This window comes from Loktanella sp. S4079, from assembly GCF_000967725.1.
In the GTDB taxonomy this organism is placed as follows: domain Bacteria; phylum Pseudomonadota; class Alphaproteobacteria; order Rhodobacterales; family Rhodobacteraceae; genus Yoonia.
The window spans coordinates 245555-259535 of record NZ_JXYE01000006.1 but is presented as its reverse complement, the minus strand read 5'-3'; the positions used below and the strand labels follow the sequence as shown (position 1 = coordinate 259535).

Annotated in this window: 16 protein-coding genes; 13 read left to right on the top strand and 3 right to left on the bottom strand. The window is 53.6% G+C overall.

Going from position 1 to position 13981, the window contains the following annotated elements; genetic code table 11:
* Positions 1–49 precede the first annotated feature (49 nt).
* The 7 genes from TW80_RS14425 to TW80_RS14395 all read left to right on the top strand — a co-directional run bounded on the left by TW80_RS14425 (position 50) and on the right by TW80_RS14395 (position 6192).
* Positions 50–1000, top strand: coding sequence for an OmpA family protein (locus TW80_RS14425; RefSeq protein ID WP_045998119.1), 951 nt, complete (start codon positions 50–52; stop codon positions 998–1000).
* A 163-nt stretch (positions 1001–1163) separates the two neighbouring features.
* Positions 1164–1571 carry an adenosylmethionine decarboxylase gene (gene speD / locus TW80_RS14420; protein ID WP_052701015.1) on the top strand — a complete coding sequence of 136 codons (408 nt, stop codon included), beginning with the start codon at positions 1164–1166 and terminating at the stop codon, positions 1569–1571.
* Positions 1572–1577: 6 nt separating this feature from the next.
* Positions 1578–2870 (top strand): rhomboid family intramembrane serine protease, encoded by a 1293-nt coding sequence (locus TW80_RS14415; protein ID WP_045998118.1) that lies wholly within the window; start codon positions 1578–1580, stop codon positions 2868–2870.
* 35 nt (positions 2871–2905) lie between these two features.
* Positions 2906–3493, top strand: coding sequence for a hypothetical protein (locus TW80_RS14410; RefSeq protein ID WP_045998117.1), 588 nt, complete (start codon positions 2906–2908; stop codon positions 3491–3493).
* Between the two features lie 80 nt (positions 3494–3573).
* Positions 3574–5127, top strand: a complete 1554-nt coding sequence (locus TW80_RS14405; RefSeq protein WP_162197182.1) for a polyamine aminopropyltransferase — start codon at positions 3574–3576, stop codon at positions 5125–5127.
* Between the two features lie 262 nt (positions 5128–5389).
* Positions 5390–5602: a hypothetical protein gene (locus tag TW80_RS14400; protein ID WP_045998116.1), complete on the top strand. Its 213-nt coding sequence runs from the start codon at positions 5390–5392 to the stop codon at positions 5600–5602.
* Positions 5603–5760: 158 nt separating this feature from the next.
* Positions 5761–6192 carry a hypothetical protein gene (locus tag TW80_RS14395; protein ID WP_157033288.1) on the top strand — a complete coding sequence of 144 codons (432 nt, stop codon included), beginning with the start codon at positions 5761–5763 and terminating at the stop codon, positions 6190–6192.
* A 10-nt stretch (positions 6193–6202) separates the two neighbouring features.
* Here the strand turns inward: TW80_RS14395 and TW80_RS14390 are convergent, their stop codons facing one another.
* Positions 6203–6889 (bottom strand): GntR family transcriptional regulator, encoded by a 687-nt coding sequence (locus tag TW80_RS14390; RefSeq protein ID WP_446720139.1) that lies wholly within the window; start codon positions 6887–6889, stop codon positions 6203–6205.
* A gap of 220 nt (positions 6890–7109) precedes the next feature.
* Between TW80_RS14390 and TW80_RS14385 the strand changes: the two genes are divergently transcribed.
* The 6 genes from TW80_RS14385 to TW80_RS14365 are packed head-to-tail and all read left to right on the top strand — an operon-like array spanning position 7110 to position 11792.
* Positions 7110–8093 carry an ABC transporter ATP-binding protein gene (locus TW80_RS14385; RefSeq protein ID WP_045998210.1) on the top strand — a complete coding sequence of 328 codons (984 nt, stop codon included), beginning with the start codon at positions 7110–7112 and terminating at the stop codon, positions 8091–8093.
* Positions 8094–8130: 37 nt separating this feature from the next.
* On the top strand, positions 8131–9396 hold the full coding sequence (locus tag TW80_RS14380; RefSeq protein WP_239450563.1) for an ABC transporter substrate-binding protein: 1266 nt from the start codon (positions 8131–8133) through the stop codon (positions 9394–9396).
* Positions 9305–9505 carry a hypothetical protein gene (locus TW80_RS18550; protein WP_446720138.1) on the top strand — a complete coding sequence of 67 codons (201 nt, stop codon included), beginning with the start codon at positions 9305–9307 and terminating at the stop codon, positions 9503–9505. Before TW80_RS14380 ends, TW80_RS18550 begins: the two co-directional genes overlap by 92 nt.
* Positions 9460–10311, top strand: coding sequence for an ABC transporter permease (locus TW80_RS14375; protein ID WP_045998113.1), 852 nt, complete (start codon positions 9460–9462; stop codon positions 10309–10311). The genes TW80_RS18550 and TW80_RS14375 overlap by 46 nt, the downstream gene beginning before the upstream one ends.
* Positions 10312–11151 carry an ABC transporter permease gene (locus TW80_RS14370; RefSeq protein WP_045998112.1) on the top strand — a complete coding sequence of 280 codons (840 nt, stop codon included), beginning with the start codon at positions 10312–10314 and terminating at the stop codon, positions 11149–11151.
* A complete protein-coding gene (locus tag TW80_RS14365; protein WP_045998111.1) occupies positions 11151–11792 on the top strand; it encodes an aspartate/glutamate racemase family protein in 642 nt (213 codons plus the stop codon). The genes TW80_RS14370 and TW80_RS14365 overlap by 1 nt, the downstream gene beginning before the upstream one ends.
* Here the strand turns inward: TW80_RS14365 and TW80_RS14360 are convergent.
* Both TW80_RS14360 and TW80_RS14355 read right to left on the bottom strand, forming a co-directional pair.
* Positions 11789–13240, bottom strand: a complete 1452-nt coding sequence (locus tag TW80_RS14360) for a sensor histidine kinase (RefSeq protein ID WP_045998110.1) — start codon at positions 13238–13240, stop codon at positions 11789–11791. The genes TW80_RS14365 and TW80_RS14360 overlap by 4 nt on opposite strands.
* Positions 13237–13965, bottom strand: a complete 729-nt coding sequence (locus tag TW80_RS14355) for a response regulator (protein ID WP_045998109.1) — start codon at positions 13963–13965, stop codon at positions 13237–13239. The genes TW80_RS14360 and TW80_RS14355 overlap by 4 nt, the downstream gene beginning before the upstream one ends.
* Positions 13966–13981 lie beyond the last annotated feature (16 nt).

Sequence of the window (13981 nt, the reverse complement as noted above, 5' to 3'; positions counted from 1 at the left end):
GAGTGCGAGGATGCTTACCAATTTCTCTGCAAATAAAAGGATTTAAGCCGTGAAGAATATTGTTCGACTTGCAGCGTTTTTGTGCCTTGCAACGCCGTTGGCCGCGCAAGAAGATGCGGAAGGGTCGCAAGATCATCCATTGTTATCGCGTTACCCCGGTTTCCACATCGAAGACTTTAACGCCGCCGATTTTGATCAGGCGCAGATGATCGGATCGGTTATGGCGGATGGTGAATTTGCCCTGATCGACGTTGTCGGCAATGTCAGCAATATTGAATATCGGATCGAAGACGAGGGCCTTTCGGCTTTTCAAGTGATTGCGAATTACAAGGCCGCGCTTGACGCGCTTGATGCTGAGATCATCGTTTACTGTACGAACCCTACGGAATGTGGTGGGACTGGCAGCGATTTTTACAACCGGGCTGCCCGTTATCCGCTGTTGTTCGGCGGACCGCGGATCGAGTTTCACCAAGACTTTGGGATACTGACGGCCAAAGTTGCACAGGGTGCCGAGACGGCGCATGTGCAGATTATCGCATCAGCCACTGGGGGTGGTGATCGTCGTGATGTGTTTCAGTCGATTGTGACCAGCGCGGTTCTTGAGACAGGGAAAATTGGCGTTGGCACAATCGAAGACGTACGCGCCGCGATTGCCGATACGGGTACTGTCGTCCTTGAAGGTGTGTATTTTGATTTTGATACAGCCGATTTGTCAGCGGAATCCGCCGAGACCCTCGAAACGATTGCAGCCTATCTCGCTGAGAACCCGGATGAGGTGTTCTTTGTCGTTGGTCATACCGATAGTCAGGGCAGATATGATTATAACCTGCAACTGTCAGAACAACGCGCTGCTAGCGTGGCGGATGCTTTGGTAGCGCGCGGTGTATCTGCTGATCGGTTAAAACCCGCTGGGGTGGGGCCGGTCGCACCTATTGCATCTAATCGATCCGAAGAAGGGCAAGCCGAAAACCGTCGTGTTACGCTGGTCCTACGCCCTTAAGCATGGCCTATAGCAATCAGATGGGCCGCTTTGCGGCCCATTTGTTGCCTTATGGCTCTATCTTGATCTGAGCATTCGCCACAGGGTTCAGTTTAAGATTGCAATTGATCGCAAATTCATGTGGTTTGCAGCGCATAGAATTTGCGTATTTTCGGAGCCACCAATGAATGATTTCGCCCCACAGGCAGCAAACACTACCGCGCTTGGGCGGCATGCAATTGCCGAATTTTACGACGCCTCTGCGTTAGAGGAGTGTGCCCCAGCGGCGGCGGTTTTACGTGCGGCAGCTGAGGCGGCGAATGCTACCGTATTGGATGTTAAGCTGCATGATTTTGGCGAACGGGCAGGTTTTACGGGTGTTGCTCTCTTGGCAGAATCTCATATTTCGATCCACACGTGGCCTGAATTTGGCTACGCGGCCATTGATATTTTTATGTGCGGCGATGCCGATTTGGAAAGCTGTCTAAAGGTGCTGCGCGACTATTTCCAACCAAGCGATGAATCGCTGCGTGTGCTTGACCGTGGCGTTGGGGGACAGCCGTCTGAGATGCGTCAGGCGCGCATTGCCTAGTGGTTCATGACCGGCTGGAAAATTCCATACATTACCTTGGTGACGGTCGGTTTGTCCTTGTTCGGGTACTGGCGGTTTGGCCCAGCGATGGTCCCGGTTGCGCCAATTCCGCTGATGGATATCTATCTCAATGCCTTCAAGCACGGCAATCTGGGGCATCTGCTAACCAATTGCGTAATGGTATTGATTGCGGGCTATGAAACAGAGCGCAAAGTCGGCTCCTACAAGACCTTTGCGCTGATCGCAGGCTGTATCGTCATTGGGAGCACGGTCCAATTTGTTATGGTTGACCATCGCTTTGTGGGGATTTCTTCTGCGGCTTACGGGCTGGTTTCTTTTGCTCTGTTATCCCATGCAAACCCGCGTCATTACACGACAATAATCGCGTTGATTGCTGCGATCATCGCTCTTGAAGCAGCGGCACAGCCGGGTCAGCTTGCGCTTTATACTCATGTCACTTCGGCTCTCATAGGAGGTAGCTACGCCATGTTCGGATCACTATTTGGGAAAAAGGGTCCTCATTTGAAACCAATGCAGATGATCCATTTGCCCAAAGTTCTGCCCATCATCGCCCAAACCGACGAAGATGATGCCGCCGAGGCGGAGCAGGCGTTTTTGCAAGAGGGCTTTGACGGTATGTTTGTGCTGGTCGAGGGAAGTGAGGTTTTGGGCGTCACCGGTTATAGCCCGGACGAACAGGTGCCCGACGTGATGTGGCTCTCGTGGACCTACCTGCGCCAAGATCAAACTGGCGCCGGACTGGGGAGCCAGATGCTGAACAACCTACTTGGGAAGCTCAAGGATATGGGCATTCGCAAGCTGTTCATCGCAACCAGTGATTACGATGACTTTGGCAAGCAGATCTATGCCGCCGCGCATAAGATGTACGCCGAATTCGGTGCACGCATTGAGCTAACGGTGCCCGCCTATCATTCCCCAACTGAGGCCAAAATTGTCTACGGGCTTGAGAATCCGGAGTTTGATGCGATCCGCGATACAACGCCCGCCCCAAACACAGGGCTGTCGATTACGGGTTCCGGGGTCGAACCTGAAACCGATGACGTCTACGGATTGTCGTGGGAGGAAAGTCCAGTGGGGCTGGCCGGAATGGAGTTCGCGAAGGATAAGGCCATCGAGCGCGGCGCGCGCCAGCTGGTTCTTGCCATCCCAAGCGACCTGTCAGATGCCAATAGTGAGGCGCTTCAGTCACATAACTTTCGCCTATGTGGGCGGTTATCTGACTATTACAAATTAGGGTTGGACCAAGTTTGGTGGTTATGCTCTATAGGCGATCAATAATTATGAATTTTCCGTAAGCAAAAAGGAATTTGTTGATGCTTGAAAGAATCAAAGGTCTCGCGATCATCGGCGTCGTTGGCTATGTTATCTACTCATTCATTGGTGGTGGTAGCTCAACACAAACAGCGGACCTTGGCCAAGTGCTTGATCGGACAGAATACGCCCTGAACGCTTATCAAGGCTATCTGAACGACAAAAACATTGCGGAAACAACCGACGCAGATCTGGCTGAATTCACAGCGTTCTACACAGACGTTCTGAACACAGAAACACGTTTTTACGACACAACCTTGGGTCTGGTTATTCAAGAGGACGCAACTTTCCTTGGCTTTGCTGACGAAAACGCCAACCGCGTTCAAGACAGCGGCGAAGGCAAAGTGTTCACTGTTGAAATCGACGAAGCAAACAACCGTCTGATCGCAACAGATGTTGCGGGTAACTCGTCTGGGTTGCGCTTTTCTGGCGCTGGTTTCCTCGCGGGTGCTTTGATGGGCAACCTGATTGGCCGTCAACGCGCAGCAGGTGTTACTGCATCAAGCTTTAACAACCGTAATGTGACGCCACGCAGCTCTTATCGTGCGCCATCCAGCGCGCGTACTGGTGGACCACGTACAGGTAAATAAGCCAACGCAATTCACAAACCAAAGCCCGGTTGCGCGACGCGTGCCGGGCTTTTTTGATTTACGCCGCAAAGGAATACCCATTGTCTACTTCGTCGCCAGCGCAACCCAACTACGCAGAGCTGCCCAAAAAGCAAGCCGTTGTGTTGCTGCTTTCTATTGTGATCGTCGCCCTATGTGGGATCGTCTACGAGCTGATCATTGGCACAGTTTCGAGCTACCTTTTGGGGAACTCCGTTTATCAGTTCTCGCTGACAATCGGGTTTTTCATGTTCGCGATGGGTATCGGATCTTATGTTTCGCGCTTTATCGAAGGGAACCTGATCCAAGCATTCGTTTACGTGGAACTCATCCTCGCTTTGGTGGGCGGGCTGTGTAGTATTTCGCTCTTTATGCTCTTTCCGGCTGCGCCGTGGTTTTACATCGTCGGTATGTTTTCATTTATCTCGACTATTGGGTTTTTGGTTGGGCTGGAAATTCCGCTGTTGACCCGCGTCTTGTCGGAACGTTCGACAACGCGTGAATCCATCGCAGATGTCCTATCCCTTGATTATATCGGGGCGTTGATTGGGTCAGTGGCGTTTCCGATTTTATTGCTACCATCCTTGGGCCTGATCACCTCGTCCTTTGCGATTGGTTTGGTGAATGCATCGGTTGCGATGCTAAACGTGCTATGGCTATGGGATCATTTGAACGCGCCGAAACGGATGCTGGCCTTTGTTGCGGCGACGGTTGTGGCCCTGTTCACACTGACCTTGCTGGCCTCGAAAATCACGGCCTATGCCCAAGATCACCTCTATTTCGACCGGATCGTCTGGCGTAAACAATCGCAGTATCAATCGTTGGTGATAACGAATACCTGGCAGCAGAACAACTTGCGCCTGTTTATCGACGGGCATCTACAATTTTCAGAAGCCGACGAATTCCGCTATCACGAGGCGTTGGTCCACCCGGTGCTGGCGCTGGGTGATGAGCCAGAGAATGTGCTAATCTTGGGCGGTGGCGACGGGCTGGCCATTCGCGAAGTGCTTAAGTACCCGAGCGTTGCCTCTATTGATCTGGTTGATCTGGATCCCGAAATGACGGCGCTTGGGTCGGAATTTGCGCCGATTGTTCGCCTGAACCAAGGCAGTATGCAGTCTCCTAAGGTCAGCGTTTATAACCAAGATGCGTTTCTATTTGTTCAGCACACTGACAAGCAGTACGACCGGATTATTATCGACTTTCCTGATCCGCATAACGAAGCCTTGGCCAAGCTCTATTCCGTTGAATTCTACGCGATGGTGTCGGCAATTATGACCGACGATGGCGCTCTGGTGACGCAAAGCTCCTCGCCGTTCTTTGCCCGTAACGCCTATTGGTCAGTCGCGCGCACATTGGAAGACATCTTTCCCGAGGTGATCAGCTATCAATCTTCGGTGCCATCTTTTGGTATCTGGGGGTTCAATATTGCCAGCAAGACGACCGACACCCCGTTGCGCCCATTCCCAGAGAATTTGCGTTCAATGACTGCTGATACCTTTGCCGCATCGCAATTTTTTACGACCGATTTGACGCCCAACAAACCGATTCCGGTTAATTCGATTTTCGATCCAAAGATTTATCACCTCTACATTGCAGATATCCGCGGCCGCTAATGCGTTTTAAGCGTTGTGTGCACTATGCCACCGCTGGGCGGTGGCATTTATTTTGCGTGGCTTGGCCTTAGCCATAAGCATTACTCAATTTATCAATATTTATTATTCGTTATGCTAAATCATAACGATCGCGTATTTCTTTTCTTGCAAGGACGGCAGCGAGCCGAGACCTGCTTTGCGATGAGGGTGCAGAGCCCGCCCCGCAAGCTACGGCCCGCCGGCTTTGCAACGAGACACACCTTTTGTTGGGAAAGGAAAACCGATGAAAATTGTATTCAAGCCACTTCGTATCGCCACTATTGCGGTCGCTGGACTGTTGACCCTGTCCGCCTGCACCAGTGAGCAAGTGATCGACAACACAGTCGGGATGGCTGCCGGGACAAGCAAGCTCGCTGCGCGTGGTGTAGTTGGCGCCGGGAAGTTGGTCGTGCGCGGTGCTGGTGCCGCTTTTGATGCGGCAACCACCGACGAATAATCACCAAAGAATGACAGAGCCCCTCGTGTTGGTGGCGGGCATATTGTCTGCCCCTGATCACGTTAACTGGGCGGCTTCGTCCGCCCTTTTTTATCCGATGTGATGATGCCGCGTTTGCGATCATCACCAATTGCCATGGCCCAGGCGGAGGAATGACCATGAACAGTTGGACGACAATGACAGAACAGGATTCTGGTTTTGCAGAAGTTCTGGCAACCAAGAAAACTGGTCGGCCTTTTGGTTATCGACTTCAGGGAAGTAGTGCGGGACCGCAACTGGTTGTCGCTGCTGCACACCCCAAGACCGAGGCTGTATTTGAACGGATATTGCGGATTCCGACTTTGCCTTGGATGCGCGGCACCATGGTTTTGATCAAGTTGGATGCGCTTGATGACCTGTTTGCTGATCTGGGTCTGTTAGATCCATTAGGGCAGGTGGATCGGACAATCATGTTACCATGGGCCGACACCAAGGCCGCGCGTGATCGCCAGCTTCGCCATAACTACCACCTGATCCTGCGGGCCTGCACCGAACTGGGCATGATTTCAGGGCGTGGCGTTTCTTATCCGATTGCCAGCCGCGAGAACTAGTTTGTCCCTTTTAGGAAAATACATCCCGCAGCGAGGTTGGCCCCGATGGCCGTTCGCGTAGATCAAGCTGCGTGAGCAGATCTAACAGATGCTGTTTCATCAGCTCTTCTGCCTCGTCTGCTTGGCGGTCACGTAATGCTTTGACCAGCGCGTGATGTGCGTTGCTTTCGCATAGCGCATTGCGGCGGCGCCAGTACAGGGCGATCACCAACGATGACCGCGAGATCAATTGATGCAAAAACCCTTCGACGATTTTCTGGTCCGCAATCCGCGCGATCTCTAGGTGAAAATCCCCTGATAATTTGAGCGCAAGCCCCGCCTGTTCGCGTTCAATGGCGCGATGTTCATTTTCAATATGACGTTCGAGCGCGGCGATATCGTCGGCGGTCGTGCGCAATGCTGCGGCATGGGCCGTTTGCGGTTCCAGCAGTGCGCGGGCCTCAAATACTTCGCGAGCCTCTTTCAGGGTAGGTTTGGCGACAAATGCACCCCGGTTGCGTTCAATCGTAACCAACCCACTATGTTCCATCGTGTGAAGCGCTTGGCGAACCAATGTGCGGCTTACCCCGAAAATCTCGCCGACTTCATCCTCGCGCAGTTTGGTACCTGGCTGGACCTTATGTTCGTGCACTGCTTCGGTCAGGCGGGCAACGATATCTTCGACGGTCGAATTGGAATTTTGAACTGTGATTGGCACGCTAACTCTCCTGTTCTTAACTTGTCGAAGGTCGTCACGGTTCTCAAGGTCCATACGAATGTAAATCATATTGTATACAATTTATGCCTAACTATTGAACAAAAAGAATGACGATTGCCTAAACTTGGGCCGCAACGCGTGACCAGTAATGGCGAACGGTCGAAATTTATTGGCTGGTTTGCCTGTCGCTGTTCATCCTGAACCCGACTTAGGAGGCGACATGCGCAAGCAACTTGATCTGGAACTTATCAGTCTGACGAAACGCTATGGCAGCACAGTCGCGGTCGACGCGATCAGCTATCATTTTAAGGTCGGTACATATGCCTGCCTTTTGGGTCCGTCGGGTTGCGGTAAATCATCGACCTTGCGCATGATTGCGGGCCACGAAACCGTGTCGGATGGATCTGTAACGCTTGGTGCGCGTGACATTTCCCATTTGCCCCCAGCGAAACGTGGCACCGCGATGATGTTCCAAAACTATGCGCTATTTCCGCATCTGAACGTTCGCGACAACGTTGCCTTTAGTCTGAAAATGCAAGGCAAGGATCAGGCAGAGCGTCATAAGCGCGCGCATGAGATGCTTGAGCTCGTTGATATGGTCAATCTGGCAGACCGGCTGCCTGCGCAGCTTTCTGGTGGGCAACAACAGCGGGCTGCACTGGCACGGGCGTTGATCACAAAACCCGATGTCTTATTGCTTGATGAGCCGCTGTCTGCGCTTGATCCGTTTTTGCGAATTCGCATGCGCGCAGAACTGAAAAAGCTGCAACGCGAATTGGGTATCACCTTTATTCACGTGACGCATGGGCAGGACGAGGCGCTCGCTTTGGCGGATGAAATCGTCGTCATGAATAACGCAATCATTGAACAGGCGGGCGCAACACGTGCCGTGTTTGACGCGCCCAAGACGGCATTTGTCGCACGTTTCTTGGGCTCTCATAATGTGATTGCGATGCCCGAAGGCACGCTGGCCGTGCGTTCGGATGCACTACACATAAAGCAAGCCGAAGGGGCGAAACTGCCCGGCACAATTACCAACATTGAATATCAGGGCACGCATGTCGCGCTCACCGCGACCATCCCCGGTGAGCAAGAGGTCACCGCAATTCTATCAGACAAAGAGTTCTTCGAAAATCCGAAGAACCTAGGCGAGGCGATTGGTCTCGACTGGGAGGCCGAGGCCGCACACGCCTTGGCCGGATAAACAAAAGTTCAACAACGAGGACACAGCCATGACAACAATTTCCAAAGTACGCTATTCGCGTCGATCCCTGCTTAAGTCAGGTGGCGCGGCGGTGGCGGCCGCCGCGCTTCCGGCTCCAATGGTATGGGGACAAGAGACAAAAAACATCACCTTGCGCCAGTTTGGCACCGGGGTTTCCAACCTCAATGATGTTGCCACAAAAGTCAAAGAAGATTTGGGTTTCACGCTTGAAATGACTGCGCTGGATTCAGATAGCGTGACACAGCGCGCGGCCACCCAGCCCGACAGCTTTGACATCGCTGACATCGAATATTGGATCTGTAAAAAGGTCTGGCCAACCGGCAACCTGCAAGCGATGGACACGTCGAAAATTGCCAACTACGACAAGATCGTTGGCATCTTTCGCGACGGTAAACTGACCCCAGAAAGCACCATCGCCCAAGGCACCGCGCCACATACAGTTGGCTTTACTTCTGGTGTGAATGACACCGACTTCGTGAATGAAGAATCCGGGTGGATGACCCTGATCCCAACGATCTACAACGCTGATACATTGGGCATTCGCCCTGACCTGATTGGTCGCCCGATCAGCAACTGGTCTGAACTCTTGAACCCAGAATTCAAGGGCAAAGCTTCGATTCTTGATATTTCGTCGATCGGCATCATGGATATGGCGATGGTCGTGGAATCCATGGGTGAATACACCTATCCCGACAAAGGAAATATGACCAAAGAAGAAATCGACCTGACGCTTGGTATCTTTACCGAAGCCAAGAAAAACGGTCAGTTCCGGGCATTCTGGAAATCATTTGATGAATCCGTCAACCTGATGGCCAGTGGCGAGGTCGTGATCCAGTCGATGTGGTCGCCTGCGATTACTGCCGTGCGGAGCCAGGGTATCCCCTGCGTCTACCAACCGCTCGAAGAAGGTTACCGCTCTTGGGGTGGTGGTATCGGTTTGTCTGCCTCCCTGTCCGGGATGGAACTGGATGCGGCCTATGAATACATCAACTGGTATCTGTCGGGCTGGGTCGGCGGTTTCTTGATGCGTCAGGGTTATTATTCAGCCGTGCCTGAAACCTCTAAGGACTACATGAGCGCAGATGAATGGGGTTTCTGGTTTGAAGGCAAAGAAGCCCAAGGCGACATCACAAACCCATTCGGGCAGGTGATGGAAAAAGCAGGCGCAACACGCGACGGCGGTTCATTCTATGACCGTATGGGCGCTGTGGCATGCTGGAACGCCGTCATGGACGAGAACCAATATATGGTTCGCAAGTGGAACGAATTCATCGCGTCCTAATTCCATGCGCCAGAGGGTCATTGGCCCTCTGGCAGTTTTTACCTTTGAAATAAGCGAGGCACCGTGCGCAATCATTCGATCATTGGCTGGCTGTTGGCTACGCCATTAACCTTGGTATTGCTGGTCTTTCTGGTCGCTCCGATCTTGATGATCGTCACCGTCAGTTTTTGGGGCGCCACCGAATGGTCGATCTATCCCGCGTTCCAATTCGACAACTACGAATTTTTGCTTGGGTCGAATGTGACCTACCGGGTCTTTTTTAACACCTTCAAATACGCATTGATCACATGGGCCTTTACGCTGCTTATCGGGTTTACGGTCGCCTATTATCTGGCATTTCATATCCGTAGTCAGACGTGGCAGATTGCGCTGTTCTTGCTGTGTACAATCCCATTCTTGACCTCAAATATCATTCGGATGATTTCGTGGATTCCGTTTCTGGGGCGTAACGGGATCGCGAACTCCACGCTGATGTCGATGGGCGTCATTGATGAACCGCTCGAATGGCTTTTGTTCAGCGATTTCAGCGTGATCCTTGCGTTTGTGCATCTTTATACGCTGTTCATGGTTGTGCCGATTTTCAACACGATGATGCGGATCGACAAATCTCTGATCGAGGCCGCAGCAGACAACGGCGCTACGGGGTGGCAAACCCAGTGGCATGTTATCGTCCCGCTGACGAAACCGGGCATCATGATCGGGACGATTTTTGTGGTGGCACTGGTGATGGGCGATTTTATCACCGTGCGTTTCATGTCGGGTAGCCAATCGGCCAATGTGGGCCGAATGATCCAGAACGATATCGCCTTGCTGCAATATCCTTCGGCCTCGGCGACGGCTGTGATTTTGCTGATCACTGTTTTGTTGCTGATTGGTACGCTGCTGCGCTTTGTCGACATCAGAAAGGAGCTATAAATGGAACCGCGTCCCAAGTCTTTTTACGTGCTGACCGCGTTTTTCGTCGTCTTTTTGCTGTTTCTTTACGGGCCGACACTGACCATTGGGATATTATCATTCCAAGGGCCGGGGGGTGGTCTGACCTTTCCGATGCGTGGCGTATCGCTGCACTGGTTCCGTGACCTTTTCCAAGAACAAGCCGTGGGCGATATTTGGGGATCTTTCGCGCGGTCCTTTGTGCTGGGGCTGATGGTGATGGTGACCACAGTTGTGGTCTCGGTCATGGGTGGGCTTGCGTTTCGCCAACGCTTTGCCGGGTCAACTGTGCTGTTTTATTTGATCATCACATCTCTTGTGATCCCGTCGATCCTCATCTCGCTTGGGGTTGGGCTCATCTGGTCGCAATCCGGGATGCCAGTACACTGGGCCACTTCGGGGTTTGGGGCGCAGCTCACTTGGACGCTTCCGTTTGGGTTGTTGATCATGTTCGCGGTCTTTAACCGGTTCGATAAATCCTACGAAGAAGCGGCGCGTGATTTGGGCGCCTCACCAATCCAAGTCATTCGCCACGTGGTGTTGCCCATTATCGCACCCTCTCTGATCGGGGTGGCCTTGTTTGGGTTTACGCTTAGCTATGATGAATTTGCACGGACCCTGCTGACCTCTGGCAGCTACAATACGCTGCCGCTCGAGATTTTTGGCATGACCACAAATGTGACCACGCCCGTGCTATTTGCATTGGGCACGTTGACGACTGGGTTTTCATTGCTGATCATTCTGGTTTTCCTGCTCATCGTGTGGGGCCTGAACCGTCGTCGGGCAAAACAGGGGTCAGACGCTGGCCGGGGAATGCTTTGATGGCGGTGATCATCATTAATCCCAACAGCACCCAAAGCATGACAGACGCAATGGTCGCCACCGCGCGTCGTGCAGCACCCGGCATTGCATTTGAGGGTTGGACATCCACCCTAGGGCCCGCCTCAATCCAAGGTCCGCAAGACGGCCGCAAAGCCGCACCACACCTGCTGTCGCTTGTCGAGCGGGCTGTGGACCAAAAGGCGGATGCGATCATCATCGGGTGCTTTGATGATACCGCCCTGACCGAGGCTGCAAAGATCGCGCATTGCCCGGTCATTGGTATTGGTCAGGCGTCCTATCACTATGCCGCCTTGCGCAATTGGCGTTTTAGTGTGGTGACGACGCTCGGGGCATCGGTTCCGGTGCTATCAGAGAATATCCGCAGTTGTGGGTTGGACCGGTTTGTCGGGCGCGTGCGCGCTTCTGAGATTCCAGTGCTCGCGCTTGATTCCGATACAATCAGCGCGTCTGAACGGATCATCCAAGAGGCCAATTGCGCGATCAGCGAAGATGGGATCGACGCGATAATTTTGGGCTGTGCGGGTATGGTTCAGGTGGTGGACCAAGTTCGCAAAGCGGTCGCGGTCAACATCATTGATCCCGTCGCCTGCGCCGCCAAAAGCTGCGCTTGGCTGACCTAGTGGCGTGCGATGCTCAGGCGGGCGACGAGCCCCATTTTCCCCGGTTCAAATGACAGGCTGCCCCCATGCTCAATCGCGATGGTCGAGGCAATCGTCAGCCCCATGCCGAACCCTTCGATTGAGGCAGAGTTCGCGCCACGCTTGAACGGTGCGGTCATGTTTTGCAGCTCGAGAATAGTGTCTTGACCGCCTTCATCTTCGATCAGGATATGGGCGTATTCTGCGTCGGTTTCGATCGCGACAACCGCCCGGCGCCCGTATTTGAGCGCGTTATCAATCAAGTTGGTCAGGGCGCGTCGCAAAGCCACCGGGCGGGCTTGTAGGATGATCTGTGACTCTTCGGTCATTTCGGTGCGACCGCGTCGCGACATAAAGATGGATTGCCCACCTTCGACGACGACTTTGGTCGTTGCGCCAAAGCCGACTGGTTTGCCTATGTCCTCATAGTCAGACACGACCGCATCCACCAATGACGTCAGTGAGAGTTTGCGCGCATCTTCGGTGCTTAGCTCTGCGCGGGTGTAGGTCAGAACGCTTTCGATAATGCCGGTCATCTGGTCGATGTCGGCCTCGAATTTGCCGCGCAGTTCTGGGTCTGCAATCAAAGCTGCGCGCAATTTTAGCCGGGTCGCGGGGGTGCCCAAATCGTGACTAACACCTGACAAAACCAACGCGCGTTCGGCCAGATGTTCGCGTTCAACAATGCGATAGGCGTTGACCGCATCAATCAAGTCACGCAGTTCGGCGGGCCCAACTGGTGTAAACATATCAGCCTGACCAAGCCGGCGATGCGATCTTAGTTTTCCGGCAAAGGTCGAGAAATCGGTCGCGGCATTTGTTGTGATCCCGGCAAGTATCGCCAACGCCAGCAGGCCAAGCATCACCGCCCCAAGGCGCGTATCCGCGGGCGAGGCGGCGCATCCCCAGAGCCCTTGCCCCTCAAAGAGTTGCCAATCCTCACCGGCGATGCTGGCAAACAGCATTGCGTCACTACAATAGGTCGCGAGCAAAACAGTGATTTCGCCCATTGTGTTCTTCGTGGAATGGGTATCACTGAGCGCGATTTCCGAAACCGGATAGCGCAGGGCAGACGACACAATGGCGAGCCGCAGGCTCTTGCCCGACAGCAAATCAGCGTGGTCTGCGTTGAGTGTCAGATGCGTGACCATCGCAGGTCGCGGTACATTTGTGAGCCGCTCAAATCGACCGCGCTGTGCGACTGCTTGGGCGTAGGCGGGCAGTGGAGCTTGGGTAATGCCGGGCGGCATTTCGGCACCCAGTGTGATGGCATCATAAAGCGTTTCACCAGCAAACCGCGCCGATTGCAAATGTGCGTGCCAGCGATGCGTTGCGTTCAGCCATAGCGCCGCCGAGGCAATCCCGGCCATAAACGCAAGCGCCAATAGCATAGGTCCGGCATAGCGCAGGCTGATTAACTTGCGGATCATGCGTCGACTTTGTTCACGTCGGTGGCAAAGACATAGCCGACACCGCGCTGGGTCTTGATCAATTTTGGCTGCTTTGGGTTTGCTTCGATTTTCGTGCGCAAGCGCCCCACCAAAACGTCAATCGCACGTCCACTGGCGTCGCCTTCTTCGCCCGTTGCGTCCATTGCGGCGGCAATTTCTTCGCGGGTGAGCGGGATATGCGGGTTCGCCAAGAGCGCCTGAAGCAACCCGATCTCGCGCTGAGAAAGCGTCACCTGATATCCTTGTGGGGATGTAACCTCATCGGTGCGGCCATCGTAGGTCCAACCGGCAAATTCGAACCGTGTTAACCTGCGCCGATGCGCGAGCGATGCAGTCCGCCGGGTGCGTGACATCACGGCCTTGATCCGCGCCAGCAGCAATTCGGTGTTAAATGGCTTGGCTATGTAGTCATCCGCCCCAACGGCGTATCCGGCCATCCGTTGCTGATCTGTTGATAGGGCAGAGACCATGATGATTGGTACGTCGTCTTCTCTGCGCAGCTTTGCACAGATTTCAATACCGCTTTCGTCGCCCAGCATCACATCCAGCAAAATAAGGTCGATACGGCCCGATGCCATATGCTTGCGGATGTCAGCCTCTCCCGCAGCGGCGAGCGCGATGGTTCCGTTCTGTTGCAAGAACTGAGTCAGAATTTGACGCATTTCGGGGTCGTCGTCGACAACGAGTATCCGTAGAATCGCCATGTCCGCCTCCTCCTTG

What these genes read in the sequence shown, in the direction of transcription:
- TW80_RS14370 (WP_045998112.1), top strand. Translation starts at nt 10,312, where the DNA reads ATGGAACCGCGTCCCAAGTCTTTTTACGTGCTGACCGCGTTTTTCGTC.
- TW80_RS14355 (WP_045998109.1), bottom strand. Translation starts at nt 13,965, where the DNA reads ATGGCGATTCTACGGATACTCGTTGTCGACGACGACCCCGAAATGCGT.
- TW80_RS14395 (WP_157033288.1), top strand. Translation starts at nt 5,761, where the DNA reads ATGAACAGTTGGACGACAATGACAGAACAGGATTCTGGTTTTGCAGAA.
- TW80_RS14410 (WP_045998117.1), top strand. Translation starts at nt 2,906, where the DNA reads ATGCTTGAAAGAATCAAAGGTCTCGCGATCATCGGCGTCGTTGGCTAT.
- TW80_RS14360 (WP_045998110.1), bottom strand. Translation starts at nt 13,240, where the DNA reads ATGATCCGCAAGTTAATCAGCCTGCGCTATGCCGGACCTATGCTATTG.
- TW80_RS14385 (WP_045998210.1), top strand. Translation starts at nt 7,110, where the DNA reads ATGCGCAAGCAACTTGATCTGGAACTTATCAGTCTGACGAAACGCTAT.
- TW80_RS14400 (WP_045998116.1), top strand. Translation starts at nt 5,390, where the DNA reads ATGAAAATTGTATTCAAGCCACTTCGTATCGCCACTATTGCGGTCGCT.
- TW80_RS18550 (WP_446720138.1), top strand. Translation starts at nt 9,305, where the DNA reads ATGACCGTATGGGCGCTGTGGCATGCTGGAACGCCGTCATGGACGAGA.
- TW80_RS14365 (WP_045998111.1), top strand. Translation starts at nt 11,151, where the DNA reads ATGGCGGTGATCATCATTAATCCCAACAGCACCCAAAGCATGACAGAC.
- speD (WP_052701015.1), top strand. Translation starts at nt 1,164, where the DNA reads ATGAATGATTTCGCCCCACAGGCAGCAAACACTACCGCGCTTGGGCGG.
- TW80_RS14415 (WP_045998118.1), top strand. Translation starts at nt 1,578, where the DNA reads ATGACCGGCTGGAAAATTCCATACATTACCTTGGTGACGGTCGGTTTG.